Origin of the sequence: Rhizobium sp. BR 315, from assembly GCF_050577975.1 — a bacterium.
GTDB lineage: Bacteria > Pseudomonadota > Alphaproteobacteria > Rhizobiales > Rhizobiaceae > Rhizobium > Rhizobium miluonense.
The window spans coordinates 40794-56357 of record NZ_JARWKZ010000022.1 but is presented as its reverse complement, the minus strand read 5'-3'; the positions used below and the strand labels follow the sequence as shown (position 1 = coordinate 56357).

13 protein-coding genes are annotated in these 15564 nt (G+C 60.9%); 5 read left to right on the top strand and 8 right to left on the bottom strand.

Features of this window, described 5'->3' with window-relative positions:
* Window positions 1–25: 25 nt before the first annotated feature.
* Window positions 26–1048: a LacI family DNA-binding transcriptional regulator gene (locus QD409_RS20490; protein WP_430763528.1), complete on the bottom strand. Its 1023-nt coding sequence runs from the start codon at window positions 1046–1048 to the stop codon at window positions 26–28.
* 149 nt (window positions 1049–1197) lie between these two features.
* Between QD409_RS20490 and QD409_RS20485 the strand changes: the two genes are divergently transcribed.
* The gene (locus tag QD409_RS20485; RefSeq protein WP_430763527.1) at window positions 1198–2496 is read left to right on the top strand and encodes an ABC transporter substrate-binding protein; all 1299 of its coding nucleotides are present in this window, start codon (window positions 1198–1200) and stop codon (window positions 2494–2496) included.
* A gap of 368 nt (window positions 2497–2864) precedes the next feature.
* Here QD409_RS20485 and QD409_RS20480 read toward each other — a convergent pair whose 3' ends face one another.
* From QD409_RS20480 to QD409_RS20470, 3 genes are all read right to left on the bottom strand, one after another.
* Entirely contained in the window at window positions 2865–3506 is a 642-nt protein-coding gene (locus QD409_RS20480; RefSeq protein WP_430763526.1) for a ThuA domain-containing protein, read from the bottom strand.
* 126 nt (window positions 3507–3632) lie between these two features.
* Entirely contained in the window at window positions 3633–4733 is a 1101-nt protein-coding gene (locus tag QD409_RS20475) for a Gfo/Idh/MocA family protein (RefSeq protein WP_430763525.1), read from the bottom strand.
* Window positions 4734–4874: 141 nt separating this feature from the next.
* Window positions 4875–6077, bottom strand: a complete 1203-nt coding sequence (locus QD409_RS20470) for an ROK family protein (protein ID WP_430763524.1) — start codon at window positions 6075–6077, stop codon at window positions 4875–4877.
* 220 nt (window positions 6078–6297) lie between these two features.
* Between QD409_RS20470 and QD409_RS20465 the strand changes: the two genes are divergently transcribed.
* From QD409_RS20465 to QD409_RS20450, 4 genes are all read left to right on the top strand, one after another.
* A complete protein-coding gene (locus QD409_RS20465) occupies window positions 6298–7599 on the top strand; it encodes an extracellular solute-binding protein (RefSeq protein WP_430763523.1) in 1302 nt (433 codons plus the stop codon).
* A gap of 72 nt (window positions 7600–7671) precedes the next feature.
* Window positions 7672–8610, top strand: coding sequence for a carbohydrate ABC transporter permease (locus QD409_RS20460; protein WP_092848187.1), 939 nt, complete (start codon window positions 7672–7674; stop codon window positions 8608–8610).
* Complete coding sequence (locus tag QD409_RS20455; protein ID WP_092848190.1) at window positions 8603–9451, top strand: carbohydrate ABC transporter permease; 849 nt, start codon at window positions 8603–8605, stop codon at window positions 9449–9451. Before QD409_RS20460 ends, QD409_RS20455 begins: the two co-directional genes overlap by 8 nt.
* 20 nt (window positions 9452–9471) lie before the next feature.
* Window positions 9472–10542: an ABC transporter ATP-binding protein gene (locus tag QD409_RS20450; RefSeq protein WP_430763522.1), complete on the top strand. Its 1071-nt coding sequence runs from the start codon at window positions 9472–9474 to the stop codon at window positions 10540–10542.
* Here QD409_RS20450 and QD409_RS20445 read toward each other — a convergent pair.
* From QD409_RS20445 to QD409_RS20430, 4 genes are all read right to left on the bottom strand, one after another.
* Entirely contained in the window at window positions 10539–10916 is a 378-nt protein-coding gene (locus QD409_RS20445) for a DUF427 domain-containing protein (RefSeq protein ID WP_430763521.1), read from the bottom strand. The genes QD409_RS20450 and QD409_RS20445 overlap by 4 nt on opposite strands.
* Before the next feature lie 108 nt (window positions 10917–11024).
* Window positions 11025–11648 carry a TetR/AcrR family transcriptional regulator gene (locus QD409_RS20440; protein WP_092848198.1) on the bottom strand — a complete coding sequence of 208 codons (624 nt, stop codon included), beginning with the start codon at window positions 11646–11648 and terminating at the stop codon, window positions 11025–11027.
* Window positions 11649–11823: 175 nt separating this feature from the next.
* Window positions 11824–13659 (bottom strand): M23 family metallopeptidase, encoded by a 1836-nt coding sequence (locus tag QD409_RS20435; protein WP_430763520.1) that lies wholly within the window; start codon window positions 13657–13659, stop codon window positions 11824–11826.
* 132 nt (window positions 13660–13791) lie between these two features.
* Window positions 13792–15150, bottom strand: a complete 1359-nt coding sequence (locus QD409_RS20430) for an Nramp family divalent metal transporter (protein WP_430763519.1) — start codon at window positions 15148–15150, stop codon at window positions 13792–13794.
* Window positions 15151–15564 lie beyond the last annotated feature (414 nt).

Below are 15564 nucleotides of genomic sequence, written 5' to 3'. Positions count from 1 at the left end.
GATCGTTTCCGCGGCGGGATTGGGCTCAAGGTTCGGGTGGTAGCGTGCCTCCGGCGATCGGTGGAACGCCGTGGCAGATCTGGCGGGCCGGCGCATCGCGATCGCGGAAGCGCGCGATCATCAGGCCGATGGCTTCCCGGCCGAGGGCAGCGCGGTCGACGCGCATGGTTGCCAGCCTGGGGTTGGTCATCAGGGCGCAGGGAAGGTCGTCGAAGCCGACGATGGCGAAATCTTCGGGCACACGCAGGCCCGCTTCGATCACCGCGTCGAGCACGCCGACGGCGATGAAATCATTCATGCAGAAGGCGGCCGTGTAGCCTTCACCTGCGGCGAGGATATCCGCGGTCGTATCATGGGCTTCCTGGCTGGAGCTGCCGCGAAAATTCATCGGCACGATGCGGCCTTTCGCACCCTCGACGGAGGCGATCGCCGCCTCGAAGCCGCGGATGCGCTCGCGGATCGTCTGGCGATGCGAGCCGGTCAGATGCAGGATGCGGCGATGGCCGGCATCGAGCAGGCGTCGGGTCGCATTGTAGGCGCCGAAGAAATTCGAGGGCGAAACGCCGTCGAAGCGTAGCTTCGGGTCGGTGCCGTTGACGAGCACGACGGGCGTACCGCTCGCCTCCAGCCACCGGCATAGCTCTTCCGAGGGGTCTATGCCGACGAGGAACAGGCCCTCGGCGCCGGCTGCCTGCAAATATTCCTTCACCAGCTCCGGTTCTGTCCTCGCCTCGCGGATGAGACGGATATCGAAGCGCATGCCGCGCTCGGCGGCTCCAGCGCGCAGGCCTTCCAGAATGCCCTCATAGAAAACGCTGAGGCCGCCGGTGACGCTGTCGCTGGCGATCAATGCCAGGCCGCCGGTCGTCGTCTCTGCCGCCGTCTTCAGCGGGTAGCCTAGATCGCCTGCGACCTTGAAGATGTGCTGGCGGATCGTCTCGCTGATGCCGGGCTCATTGGTGAGAACCCGCGACACCGTCGAAACGGAGACGCCGGCCGCGGCGGCAATATCGGCCTGTCTGATGCGTTTGGAGCGAATATCGTTCATATCGCAAAAGCTATGCAAAATTACGCAAATTTGCAATAGAAAGATTTTTTATTGCACAGTGCAATGAAGTTGCATATCTTCACCTCACTTCATCCGCAGAGGCGTCGGGAGATCGCCGTGGATGACAACGCAAGAGAAGGAGGAATCTCATGCGCATGAATCGCCGTTCATTCATGATTGGAGCCACTGGCGCCGCGGCGGGTCTCGCCTTCGCAGGCGGAGCGATGCCGGCCTTTGCCGATGCGACGCAGCTCAGGGCCATGTGGTGGGGTTCGCCCGATCGCGGCAAGCGCACGGTCGCGGTTGCCGAGCTGTTCCACAGCAAGAACCCGGATATCTCCGTCGTCGGCGAAAGCATCAGCGGCGACGGCTATTGGGCCAAGCTCGCAACGGGAATGGCGAGCCAGAACATAGCGGATGTCTTCCAGCTCGAGCCGAGCACGATTTCGGACTATTCCCAGCGCGGCGCCTGCATGCCGCTCGATCAATTCGTGCCTGCGACCCTCAAGGTTAATGCCTTCGGTAAGGACGTGCTGAAGCTGACGACGATCGACGACAAGCTCTATGGCGTCGGCCTCGGGCTGAACTCCTTCGCGATGTTCTATGACGAAGAAATCTTCCAGAAGACTGGTCTGACCCCGCCCGGCCCGACGACGACCTGGGCCGAATATGCCGAGCTAGCCGTGGAGATGACCAAGGCTGCCGGCAAGCGTGCCTATTGGGGCGGTCCCTATGGTGCGCGTTATAATTATGTGCTCGATGCCTGGATGCGCCAGCGCGGCAAGAGCCTCTTTACCAAGGAAGGCAATCTCGGCTTTGGCGTCGACGATGCCAAGGAATGGTATTCCTATTGGGAAGAGCTGCGCAAACGCGGCGGCACCGTGCCGCCCGACGTGCAGACGCTCGATCAGAACGTCATTGAAAGCAACTGCCTGGCGCTTGGCAAATCGGCGATGGGCATGGCCTATTCCAACCAGCTCGTGGGCTATCAACTCGTAGTCAAGAGCAAGCTCGGCATCACCATGCTGCCGCGCGAGAAGAAGGATGGCCCGTCCGGCCATTATTACCGTCCGGCGCTGATCTGGAGCGTGGGCGCCACCAGCAAGAACGGCGAGGCGGCCGCGAAATTCATCGATTTCTTTGTCAACGACGTCGACGCCGGCAAGATCCTCGGTGTTGAGCGTGGCGTGCCGATGTCGCCGACCGTGCGCGAGGCGATCCTGCCGCAGCTCAATGCGGTGGAGCAGCTGACGGTTAAATACGTCCAACTGCTGAAAGACCAGGTAGGCGATTATCCGCCGCCGGCGCCGATGGGCTCCCAGGAATTCGACGTGAACGTCGCGCGCCCCATCGCCGACCAGCTTGCCTTCGGCAAGATCACGGTCGCCGAAGCCGCGCAAAGGCTGGTGGACGAGGGGAAGGCGAAGCTTAAGCTCAAGAAGAGCTGAATGAGATTCGCCTGAGGCTTTTCAATTGGTGGAAGCGCTGGCACCCCCCCTTTGTCGCTGTCGCGACATCTCCCCCACAAGGGGGGAGATCGTTAGGAGTTCGTTGCCGCTTCTAATAGTGCGGTGCACTTTGGTTTCTACGGCTTCAATTTCGATTTGAGGCAGGCCGGTGCTGCAAGTTACCAATCTCCCCCCATGTGGGGGAGATGTCACGAAGTGACGGAGGGGGTATCGCACCCTCTTCGAGCTCCATCGTTACTTCCTATCCTCACGCCTCAGCGCGCCGGCTCCATCTTGCGCTGCTCTTCCCGCAGAAACCTGCAATCTCCCATGTAAGCAGCTTTGCCAGGCCACCAAGGTCTCGATCCTCAGCGGGCTGCCCAGTTGGCGCCGCGGCGGAAGATGGTTTTCATCTGCGGCACGGCGAATTCCTTGGCCTGGTGGCCAAGGGAGGAATAGAAGACGCGGCCCTTGCCGTATTTGCGCTTCCACGCGACGGGCATGACGACGCCGTCGATCCAGTAGGCATGGTCGCCGGTGAAGGTCGTGGTCGCAAGCACCTCGTTCGACGGATCGACATGCATGTAATATTGCTCCGATGTGTAGGGGAAGTCGGTGATCCCCTCCATGATCGGGTCATCCGGGCGCGTGATATTGACCTTGTAGTCGATGATGTTGCCGGGATGGGCAACCCATTGGCCGCCGACGATGAACTGGTATTCGACGCTCTCACGGAAACTGTCGCCTGCGCCGCCATGATAGCCGGCAATGCCGACGCCGCTTTCGATCGCATCGGCAAGGTTCTTGACCTCTTCCTTCTCGATCTTCGACATGGTGACGATCGGCACGATCAGGCTGAGATCGTGGATCGAGGGATCGGCGAAGGCTTCGGTGCTGTTTTCGAGGTAAACCTTGAAGCCGTCCTCTTCCAGCATGTCGCGGATGATATGGGCGCATTCCTGCGGTTCGTGGCCGCTCCAGCCGCCCCAGACAATAAGTGCTTCACGCATGATATTCCTCCTAAAATTGTGCGGTTAGAGCAATTCCAGGAAAAGTGCGTAGCGGTTTTCCGTCCGGAATTGCGAGAAAACAAAAAGCTGGAACGGTTCGGCGTTTCCATGAAAAGCTGAACCGTTCTAGCGGCCGATCTGTCCATCCACCAGGGATTCGGACAGAGGGGCCGGACGCTCCGTTTGCGTCGTGATGGTGACGGTGCGCCCGCTGTCGAAGGCCGTCTGGAAGGCTTCCATGACTTCGAGCACATGTAGCGCGAGGCTGCCATTGGCGCGGTGCGGACGGTTCGAGCGGATGGCGTGCGCCATGTCGGCAACGCCGAGCGAGCGGTAATTGCCATCGGCATAAGGCGCGGTGATTTCGCGCTCGGCGAATTCGCCGCCCTTCGTCAGGAACTCCACCGGGCCGCCGAAACGGTTCGGATCGGGCACGATCAGCGTGCCTTCGGTGCCGTAGACCTCGAGCGGCACGTGCTTGTGGCCGGCGACATCGAAGCTCATGCCGATCTGGACGACGGCGCCATTGGCAAAGGCCATGACGCCGGCGACGTGGGTCGGCACATGCACGGGGATGTGCTCGCCGTTGCGCGGCTCGCTGGTGATGATGCGCTCCTTGCGCGGCGTGACAGCAAAGCCTGCGACCTGGGAAACGGGGCCGAGCAGGTTGACGAGATCGGTGATGTAATAAGGGCCCATGTCGAGCATCGGGCCGCCGCCGACTTCATAATAGAAAGCCGGATTCGGATGCCAGCGCTCATGGCCGGGGCACATGAAGGTGGCGGTGCCGCCGACCGGGATGCCGATGGCGCCCTCGTCGATGATGGCGCGGGCCGTCTGATGGCCTCCGCCGAGGAAGGTATCGGGTGCCGCGCCGATGCGCAGGCCCTTGGCGGCCGCGGCATCCGCAAGCGTCTTGCCTTCGGCGAAATTGATGCCGAGCGGCTTTTCCGAATAGGTATGTTTGCCGGCTTCCAGCGCTTGAAGTCCGACGGCGACATGCGCCTTGGGAATGGTCAGGTTGACGATGATCTCGATTGTGGGATCAGCCAGCAAGGCGGCGATATCGACTGCCTTCAGACCGAATTCGGCGGCTTTTGCCTCGGCAAGCTCGCGATTGAGGTCGGCGACGCCTTTGATGTCGAGAATGGGAAAGGATTTCATGGCGGTGAGATAGGCGCCGGAAATGTTTCCGCAGCCGATAATGCCGATGCCGACCTTGTTCATAGATTTCCTCCAGATGAATTGTCTTTGCTGTCCTGGAGCGGCTCAGCGTTTCACGTAAGCGCTGAGCCGCTCTATCCTATTGTTTCGACGCAATTCCGGACGGAAAACCGCTGCACACTTTTCCTGGAATTGCTGTGGGGATCAGAGGGCCGGTGCCGGTCCCGTCGTTCCCCAGGGCGATTCGTAAAGTTCGCGCAGCGCGACGACCGCAGCGCCCTGCGCCCAGGTCTCGTCGGTCGACTGATCGAAAACCAATTCGGTCACGCCTTTGATCGACGGCGGGATGGCCAGCGAATAGGCCTCCCGCAGGCTGTCGAGAAAGGGTTGGCCGAGCGCCAGGCTCGATCCCACCAGAATGACGCGCGGCGGAGCAAACAGCGTGACGATGTTGGCGAGTGCCATGCCGCAGGCTTCGCCGGCGCGGATTGCTGCGCCGATCAGCGCGTTGTCTTCAGCGTCGATCAGCGTCTTGGCATGGGCCATTCCCCGGCCGAGGCGGATAGCTTCGGCAAAACGGCCGCTCGGCTGGTCGCCGAGAATGGCGCTTTCGCCGGCAAGGCTCGCCAGTCTGATCGTGCCCTGCGGGCCGATGCCGAGCGTGAGATCGCCGAGATTGTGGCTGAGGCCGCCGGCGCCGCGAAAAAGCTGGCCGCCATGCAACACGCCAAGTCCCAGCGTCTGCTCAAGCGACACCAGCACCATGTCGTCGAGGTCTCTCGCCTTGCCGAACCAGTGATGGGCGAGCGTGATGGCATGCGCATCGCTTTCGATGATGGTGGTCACGCCCAGCCGTTCCGACATTTCCTTGGCGAAATCGACGCCGGTTTCACGAAAAATCGGGCTGGTGCGGACATGGCCGGTGCGATGTTCGACGACGCCGGGCAAGCCGAGGCAGACGGAATCGATCTCATCCAGAGCGAGATTGGCATCGACGACGCAGCGGCGCACGCCATCCTCAAGCAGATCGGCGATCACGCCGATCGGCTGCCGGTCGACGCGCAGCGCCAGCGTCAGCGTCGAAAGAACCTCGCCGCAAAAGTCTGTCACGACGAAGACCATGCGGTTGGCGGCGATTTTCGCACCGACGACGCGCGCGGCATCTGGATTGAGCTCCAGCATGACGCGGGGCCGACCGCGGGTTGCCGCCTCGCGGAGATCGCCTTCGGTGCGCGCCAGAATCAGCCCGTCATCCAGCAGCGATGCCGTGATCGCCGAAACTGTTGTGGTTGAAAGCTGGGTGCGGTCGCTGATTTCGATACGTGCGATAGAGCCCGCCCGCCGGATCGTATCCAGCACATTGAAGCGGTTTATCGCCCGCATAAGCTCGGGATCTGCTGTTTTCATGAGATTGGTGCCGAATGACGGACCCGCTCGGCTGCGGCCTGGTATTTTTATCGGAATGCGAATTAAATAACCTATGGCGGTTGCCTAATGTCAAGCCATTTTGGTGCCAATCTGCCAAAAATTTAGCGATGGCGGTTGACATTTCGGCAAAGCTCCGTTGAATTATTCCGCATAAGGGAAAAAATATTGAGGCTCTTGGTTCCCTTGGGAGGAGAAAATCATGATCCATCTACGTGGGGCCAGGGCCCTTCGCATTGCTGCTATTGCCGCCACGACGGGGCTGACTGTTTTGGCCGGCGTGACGAGCGCTGCCGCCGACACCGTCGTCAAATGGCTGCATCTTGAGGCCAATCCGGCCTATGTCGCCGTCTGGCGCAAGATCGCCGATCAGTATGAGGCCAAGCATCCGGGCACGAAGATCGAGATGCAGTTCCTGGCCAACGAGGCATTCAAGGCCAAGCTGCCGACCCTTTTGCAGTCCAAGGATGCCCCGGATTTGTTCTATAGCTGGGGCGGTGGCGTGCTGAAGCAGCAGCAGCAGACCGGCACGTTGCTGGATCTGACCAAGGCAATGGACGCAAAGGATGGTGCCTGGAAGAAGAGCTACAATCAGGCTGCAATCAAGGGCCTGACTTTCGACGGCAAGGTCAGCGCCGTGCCCTATCAGATGGGCACTGTTTCCTTCTTCTATAACAAGGCCCTGTTCGCCAAGGCCGGCGTCGACGCCGATGCCATCAAGACCTGGGATGACTATCTTGCCGCGGTGAAGAAGATCAAGGCGGCCGGCATCGTGCCGATCGCGGGCGGCGGCGGCGAAAAATGGCCGATCCATTTCTACTGGAGCTATCTGGTGATGCGCGACGGCGGTCAGCAGGTCTTCAACGACGCCAAGAACGGCAAGGGCAAGAGCTTCAACGATCCAGCCATCATCAAGGCTGGCGAACAGCTTGCGGAACTCGGCAAGCTCGAGCCCTTCCAGCCAGGCTATCTCGGTGCCACCTGGCCGCAGACGCTCGGCGTCTTCGGTGACGGTAAGGCAGCAATGATCCTTAGCTTCGAGACGACTGTCGCCACACAGCGCGTCAATTCGGGCGACGGCAAGGGGCTGGCGGACGACAATATCGGCCGCTTCGCTTTCCCGGCCGTAACTGGCGGCGCGGGCGCTCCGACCGATACGCTCGGCGGCCTGAATGGTTGGGCCGTCACGAAGAAGGCTCCGCCGGAAACGCTCGATTTCCTGGCCTATCTTACCAATGCCGACAACGAGCGCACGATTGCGCAGGCCGGCTTGATCATTCCCGTCGCTGACGGCGCGCAGGATGGCATCAAGTCACCACTGATGCGCGGAGCTGCCGATCAGCTGGCGCATTCGACGTGGCATCAGAACTTCTTCGACCAGGATCTCGGTCCGTCCGTCGGCCGTGTCGTCAACGACATTTCCGTCGGCATCGTCTCCGGCCAGATTCCGCCGAAGGATGGCGCGCAGCAGGTCCAGGACGCCTTCGAGCAGGACCAGCTCTAGCGGCATCCGGCGCCGGCCGCTCCCTTGTGCCGGCGCCGGTTTCTCCTTGAATTGCAATCGTCGAGACCGCCCATGACCGATGTCAGCGCCACGACCGCCATGCCCTCCGTCGCAAGAGCGAAGCCTGTCGCGAAGCGAAAATCGCCGGCCGCGCGCGGCCGCATGCCGGTTATCCTGCTATTTCTGCCGCCCGCCGTTCTGCTTTTCACCATCTTCGTCATCCTGCCGATGGGGGAGGCCGCCTGGTACAGCCTCTATCGCTGGAGCGGCTACGGCTTGCCGACGGAGTTTGTCGGCCTGCGCAATTTCCAGGTTCTGTTCAAGAACGATGCCTTCCTGACGTCGCTGAAGAACAATGCGCTCATCATCCTTGTGTCGATCGCTATCCAGGTGCCGCTTGCCATCTGGCTGGCGACCATGCTGGCAAACCGCATTCGCGGCGTCGTGCTCTTCCGTCTGATTTTCTTCCTACCTTATGTGCTGGCCGAAGTGGCCGCAGGCCTCATCTGGCGCTTCGTCTATGATGGCGACTACGGTCTGTTTGCGGCGCTCGCGCATTTTCTCGGCACCGCGACCCCTTACGTACTCGCCGACAAGGATCTGGCGATGTACGCCGTACTCGGCGTGATCGTGTGGAAATATTTCGGCTTTCACATGATGCTGTTCATCGCCGGCATGCAATCCCTGGACAAGAGCGTGCTGGAGGCCGCCGAGATCGATGGTGCCACCGGCTGGCAGAAGTTTCGCTACGTGACGCTGCCGCTGCTCGGCTCGACATTGCGTCTCTCCGTCTTCTTCGCCGTGGTGGGATCGCTGCAGCTTTTTGACATGATCATGCCGCTCACCGGCGGCGGCCCGTTCAACTCGACCCAGACGATGGTGACCTTCCTCTACAATTTCGGCGTCACCCGCATGCAGGTCGGCCTCGGCAGCGCCGTCGGCGTTGTGCTGTTCGTGATCTGCGTCACCCTCGCCTTCGGCTACAAACGGATATTTATGCGCAATGACTGATATGGCCTCATCCGTTCGACTGACCACCGGCACGAAGATCTATCTCTATGTGTCGTTGACCATCATTGCCGCCATCGTGCTGATCCCGCTCATGACGACCGCGCTCGGCGGCTTCAAGACGCTCGGCGATCTCCGGACCAATCCGTTCGGCCTGCCGGCCGAATGGCATTTCGAAAACTATACCGGCATCCTGTTCGGCGACCGCTACTGGCGGCAGATGATGAACTCTTTGATCATCGCCGTGCTAACCGTGTTCCTGACGCTGTCGGTTTCGGCCATGGCCGCCTTCGCTTTCGCGCATGTGAAATTCTTCGGCTCGAACTTCCTGCTGAACTATTTTCTGATCGGCCTAATGTTCCCGGCCGCCACCGCCATCCTGCCGCTCTTCATCCGCATCCGCGATCTCGGCCTGCTCAACACCTATTGGGGCGTGGTGCTGCCGCAGGTGGCTTTCGGCCTCGGCATGAGCATTCTTCTCTTTAGAAACTATTTTCGAAACCTTCCGGAAGAATTGTTCCAGGCGGCGTTTGTCGACGGTTGCGGCTATATCCGCTTCTTCTGGCATATCTCGCTGCCGCTCTCGCGGCCGATCATCGCGACCGTCAGCATCATTTCCTTCGTCGGCAGCTGGAACAGCTACATCCTGCCGCTGATCATGCTGAACTCGGATTCGATCTATCCCTGGCCGCTCGGCATGATGGTCTATAGCGGCGAATTCGGCACAGAATGGGAGCTGGTGCTCGCCTTCATCACGCTGACCATCCTGCCCACCATCATCGTCTTCTTCCTGGCGCAGAAGCACATCATCGCCGGCCTCACCGCCGGTGCAGTGAAATCCTGAGCCTCATCGGAGCAAACAACATGGCATCCGTCGAACTGCACAACATCCACAAGGCCTACGGGGCGCTCACTGTCATCCACGATATTTCGCTTTCGATCGAGGACGGCGAGTTCATCGCGCTTGTCGGCCCCTCGGGCTGCGGCAAGTCCACGCTGTTGCGGATGATCGCAGGGCTCGAGGAAATCACCGATGGTGACGTGTCGATCGGCGGGCAGGTGGTCAACGCCATGACGCCGCGCGAGCGCAACATCGCCATGGTCTTCCAGTCCTATGCCCTCTATCCGCATATGACAGTCGCCGAGAATATGGGCTTCAACCTGAAGCTTTCGGGCGAAACCAAGCAGGTGATCGAGCAGCGGGTCAACGAAGCTGCGCGCATGCTCGATCTCACAAAACTGCTCGACCGCAAACCGGCGCAGCTTTCCGGCGGTCAGCGCCAGCGCGTCGCGATGGGCCGCGCCATCGTGCGCAATCCGGCCGTCTTCCTGTTCGACGAGCCGCTCTCCAACCTCGATGCGAAGCTGCGCGTACAGATGCGTTCCGAAATCAAGGCGCTGCATCAGAAGGTGCAGACCACCTCGATCTACGTGACCCACGACCAGATCGAGGCCATGACGCTGGCCGATCGCATCGTGGTGCTGAACCAGGGCAGGATCGAGCAGCAGGGAACGCCGATCGAGCTTTACCGCAAGCCGGCCAATCTCTTCGTCGCCGGTTTCATCGGCTCACCGGCCATGAACTTCCTCGATGGCGTGGTTGATGGGATTGATGGCTCGCCGGCCGTGCGGCTGAAGGACAGCACGCCGATCCGTATCGCCGGCGAACGCAAGGTGAAGGCTGGCCAGAGCGTGAAGATCGGCCTGCGGCCGGAGCATCTGAGCCTTGCCAGCGGCGGTTCGCCGCTCACCGGCCAGACACTGCTGGTAGAGCCGACCGGCGCGCAGACGCATGTGCTGTTCGACCTTGCCGGCGAACAGGTAACCGCCGTGGTCGATGGCGAAGCGCCGGTGCGCTATGGCCAACAGTTGAATGTTTCCGTCAGCCCCGAGCAGGTTTACGTCTTCGACGCCTCAAGTGGTCTGGCGCTTTAGGTAACGATGTCGATGGAATCGACGCGATCGGGATAGAAGGCCATGTATTCCTTGATCTGGCTGACCGAAGGATAGGGGTTCTCGTAGGTCCAGATGGCGTTCACCGAGCGCTCGCCGCCGACGGGGATGCTGTAGTAAGAACACTCGCCCTTGTAGGGACAATAGGTTTCGTGACTGGTCCGTTCCAGCAACGACATGTCGATATCCTTGCGCGGGACATAGATGACGACCGGGTAGGATGCTTCCTTGAGAGCCAACGCCTCATGCGTGTCGGCAATCGTCTTGCCGGCGACCGAAACGGTGACATGCGCATGCTTCTCCTCGATCGTGATGGGATGATCGGGACCGGGGATCCTGACTGGCTTTTCCGACATGATGGCTCCTGGGGTGAGGCGTCGGGCAAAGCCACCGCAGCGACAGAGGTGCCCAACAATTTGCGTTCGAAAAAGGATATAGGAAGCGGGCCGGCGATTGTCAGGGCTTTACCGCAATTCCGTCTTCGGCGCTCCCCAGCGCAGCCCGTCCATCAGCAGCCCCACAAGGCGGCGGGCGCGATCGTGCCATTCCGGCGAATTGGGCATGGAATAGGTGCCCGACAGCGCGTGCAGTACATCGGTGCTGTCGACATCGGTGCGGATGGAGCCTGCGGCGACCGCCTGCGCGATCAGGCCCGAGAGCGCCACCGGCACCCGGCCGTAGCTATCGGCAAAGAGCTTGGAATTGCTGTTGAGAAGGATGCGAAGACTGTCGGCCATGCCGCGTTTGGTGGCGATATATCCGACGAAGCGATGCATCCACTCCTCCAGGGCCTGGTCGGGGGCGAGCTTCGTCGAAAGCTCGCCGGCGGCATCGCAGAGCGCTTCGACTTCGTGGCGATAGACGGCTTCGACCAGATGCTCCCGGCTGGGGAAATGGCGATAGAGCGTCCCGATCCCTACACCGGCCTGCCGGGCGATATCCTCGAGCGAGGTGACGGTGCCGTGGCTGGCAAAGGCTTGCGCAGCAACCTCGATCAGCTTGTCACGGTTGCGGCGCGCATCGGCACGGGGGCGTCTGCCTTCGTTAGGCACGGTATCCTTCTGTTCCGGCAACGGCTTGCCTGCCAACTTATGCTCCTTGCGGACGCCGCATGAATATCTCGTCTGCCCGTCACGTAGCGTGCGGCGACGTCTTCTCTATGGCCATGTACTGCAGAGTGTTACCGCATTCGGCAGCGAGGCGCTATTGCCGCGCGCATGGATCGGACATCCGAGAGAGTGTGTGTCTGGTTTTCTGCCCAGTTTACCGTGAGGGTGCGCCGAAATGGTTGGGGCCGAAACTTGGGCCAAGGTTCGGGCTTTGCCCAAAGCTGGCGAAGGGGGGCGGCGGAGCGTTGCGCGCCGCCGGAACATCGAGATAGCTCATGATGTTCTCGACGTGGTTCACCTGCGAGCGCAGGCTGTCGAGCGACTTGCCCGTCAGGTTCGTGCCGGCCGGCAATTGCGCCGTCAGCGGATTTTCATAGCGACCGTTGACGCGCAGTTCGTAGTAGAGGTGCGGGCCGGTGGAATAGCCCGTCGAGCCGACATAGGCGATGGTCTGACCCTGGGTGACGCGCTGGCCAACACGCAGGTCCGACGGCGTGGCGGAAATATGGGCATAGGTGGTTTCATAGCCGCCGTCGTGGCGAATGCGGACATATTTGCCGTAGCCGGTTTCCCAGGAAATCTTCTCGACGATGCCGTCGCCTGCGGCCTGGATCGGGCTGCCCATCGGCGCGCGGAAATCGACGCCGTTGTGGAACTTCTTCACCCCGAGAATGGGATGGACGCGCCAGGCGAAGCCGTCGCCGAGCGTGCCGTTCGGCACGGGACGATGCACAAGCGATTTCGCGATCGAATGACCGCCTTCGTCGTAGAATTCCGAGGCGCCTTCGCCGCCGTTTTTATGCAGATAGAAGCGGTGCGTGTCGCCATCGGCATGGAATTCGATGAACATCAGCTCGCTCTGGCCATTCTCCGCCTTGCGGAAGAGTAGGTCGACGCTGTCGGGCGCGTCCTCGATGCTGGTGAGCGAAATATCCTTGGCCTTTGCCAGCTTGACGAGCTGCGAGGCGCATTCCTTGGTCAGTCCGGCTTTTTCGAGCTTGGCGCTGATAGTCGCTTCGTTGCTGTCATCGACATCCTTCAGATCGACGGCGGCCACTTCCGAAGAGGAGGGGGCGTCGGCCTGGCTTTCGCTATAGAGCGCGGAAAACAACCGGTCGTTGGCCATCGGCACGAAGCTGTCGGCATCGTCGCGTGCGACGACCCGCTCCGGTGTCTTGTCGCCGCTCAGGCGAGCCATGATCAGCTTCGGGCGAGAGGCGGGGCTCTTCTTCTCCAGCAACAGTTCCAGACTGTCGCCCGGGGAAACCGTATCGGTTTCGAGCGCGCGCTGCAGCTCGTCGCCGGCGTCGCTGCTGAGGCCAGCGGATGCCAGGATATCCTGAAGATCCTGCTTGTCCTTCGGCATGGATACGAGCCGGCGGAATTCGCGGCCGGGCTCGCCGGTTGTCGCCCTCGAGACACTGACGTTCAGCGGCACGCCGCGAACGGGGAAGCGCGAGCGACGGACGGCGTCATAATGCGTTGCCTGCGGATAGATGCCGTGGCGGATATCCGATAGCGACGGCGCTGAGAACGCGACCTCTTCTGCGTGTTCGCGGGTATAGGAGGCATTGATGGGGCCGGCACTGCCGCGCGCGCTTTCGGACTCGTCGGATTTAAACACCAGCGTCGTGCGGTGATAGGTGAAAATGCGGGTTTCGCCGCTTGAAAGCTTTTCGGCCACCTGCGCGAAGCGCGCGCCATCGAAACGCTGTTTCGCGGCCAGTCGGGTGCTCTTGTGCATCGCCGGTTGCGACGGCGCCAGCTGGGCCGTGTGCATAGGTACCGCCTGTTCGATCTCGTGACGCGCCAGCAGCGGATAGAGCACGGCGGCGAGCAGGCCGAAGGATGCGGTGCCGGCCAGCCCGATGGCGATCAGATGACGCAGATGCGCGGAACGCGGCAGAAAAGGAATATGAAAATCGTGATGAGGCCGCGCCTGGATCGCCGCTTCTGCAGGAAATTGGATGCGCAATGGACTTTCGGCCATGAAGTGAGGAACCCTGCAGATTGCGGTGGGCCCAAACTAGGGCAAATCATGGCAAAATCTAGGCAAGTATTACGAGTCTGTTAATTGCCGTGATCGTCCACAGGCCCAGATTCGCGCGTTGCAAATGATTCGTCAACTGAAGATGGTGTCGAACAGCAGCTTGAAGTTCAGTACCAGTATGATGGCGGCCACCAGCCAGGAGAGAACGGCAATACTTCTGGAGACGACGAAACTTCCCATTTTGTCGCGATTCGTCACGAATTGGACCAATGGAACAACGGCGAAGGGCAATTGCATGGACAGAATAACCTGACTGAGCACGAGCAGGTTGGCGGTGCCTTTTTCACCATAAATTGCAGTCACGAATACAACCGGAATAATTGCAAGACCGCGCGTCAAAAGTCGCCTTGCCCAGTGCGGAATCCGCAGGCGAAGGAAGCCTTCCATCACAATTTGGCCGGCTAGCGTCGCGGTAACGGTCGAATTGAGGCCTGAGGCGAGGAGCGCGATCGCAAAGAGGGTGGAGGCGATGCCGAGGCCGAGCAGCGGCGAGAGCAGCTCGAAGGCTTGGCCGATCTCGGCAACGTCGGCATGGCCGCTATTGTGGAAGGCTGCGGCCGCGACGATCAGGATCGCGGCATTGACGAAGAGTGCCAGCATCAGCGCGACGGTGCTATCGACAGTCGCCCATTTGATGGCGTCGCGGCGGCCTTCGTCGTTGCGCTTGTAGGCGCGGGTCTGCACGATCGAGGAATGCAGGTAGAGATTATGCGGCATGACGGTCGCGCCGATGATGCCCATGGCGATGTAAAGCATCTCGTGGTTGACGACGATTTCGGGCGAGGGGATGAAGCCGTCGAGAATGGCCGCGATCGGCGGTGCGGCCGCGGCGATCTGCACGGCAAAACAGGTGGCGATGACAATCAGCAGCGCAATCACGAAGGCTTCGAGATAACGGAAGCCCTTGTTCATCAGAAGCAGCAGCAGGAAAGTGTCGAGCGCGGTGATCAGTGCGCCGCCGATCAGCGGAATTCCGAAAAGCAGCTGCAGTGCGATTGCCGTGCCGATGACTTCGGCGAGGTCGCAGGCGATGATGGCGAGCTCGCAGGCAAGCCACAGAGCCAGATTCACGGGCCTTGGATAATGATCGCGGCAGGCCTGTGCGAGATCGCGCCCGGTGACGATGCCGAGCCTTGCCGACAGCGCCTGCAGGAGGATCGCCATCAGATTGGAGAGCATGATGACCGCGAGAAGCGTGTAGCCGAACTGCGCGCCGCCGGCGAGGTCCGTCGCCCAATTGCCGGGATCCATGTAGCCGACGGAGATCATGTAGCCCGGTCCGATGAACGCCAGCAGGCGTCGTATCCAGCTGCCGCCATGCGGCACCTTCACCGTGGCATTGACTTCAGGAAGGCTTGGGCGGTCGTCTTCATCACGGCTGGCGAACTTCCATGCGCGCTGTCGCGCAGTGGCTTCCTGAAATTGCGTCATGAGGGGCTCCGGGAGGATCGAACTGCGAGGTTACTAAACAAATATGGCAGATAACAAATTTATGCAATATGCTATATTTCTTAGTTCTAGCTTTTTGCCGAGCCGCGATTGCCGTTCTCATACGATTTCTGGCAGTGAGGATGGCCGCGTGCCGCGGATCTCCGGTGCCGATCGCCTCCGTCGATTGGCAAGGGGAAACATGGCAGGCCCGCGAGACCCGATGCGCGGCGCGTGATCAAGGCGAGGATGCTGCTTGAATGAGTATGGGAGAGGGTCGATAGCCTATCGGCGGTGATAGGTTCGGCCGGGACGGCCGATATTGTGATGAATTGTCATCGCGTTTTTCGCGTGGCTGCCGACGGCAGGCCTGGCGTTATATATTGAAAGCCTTCCGTTGCGTCACACGAGGCAACG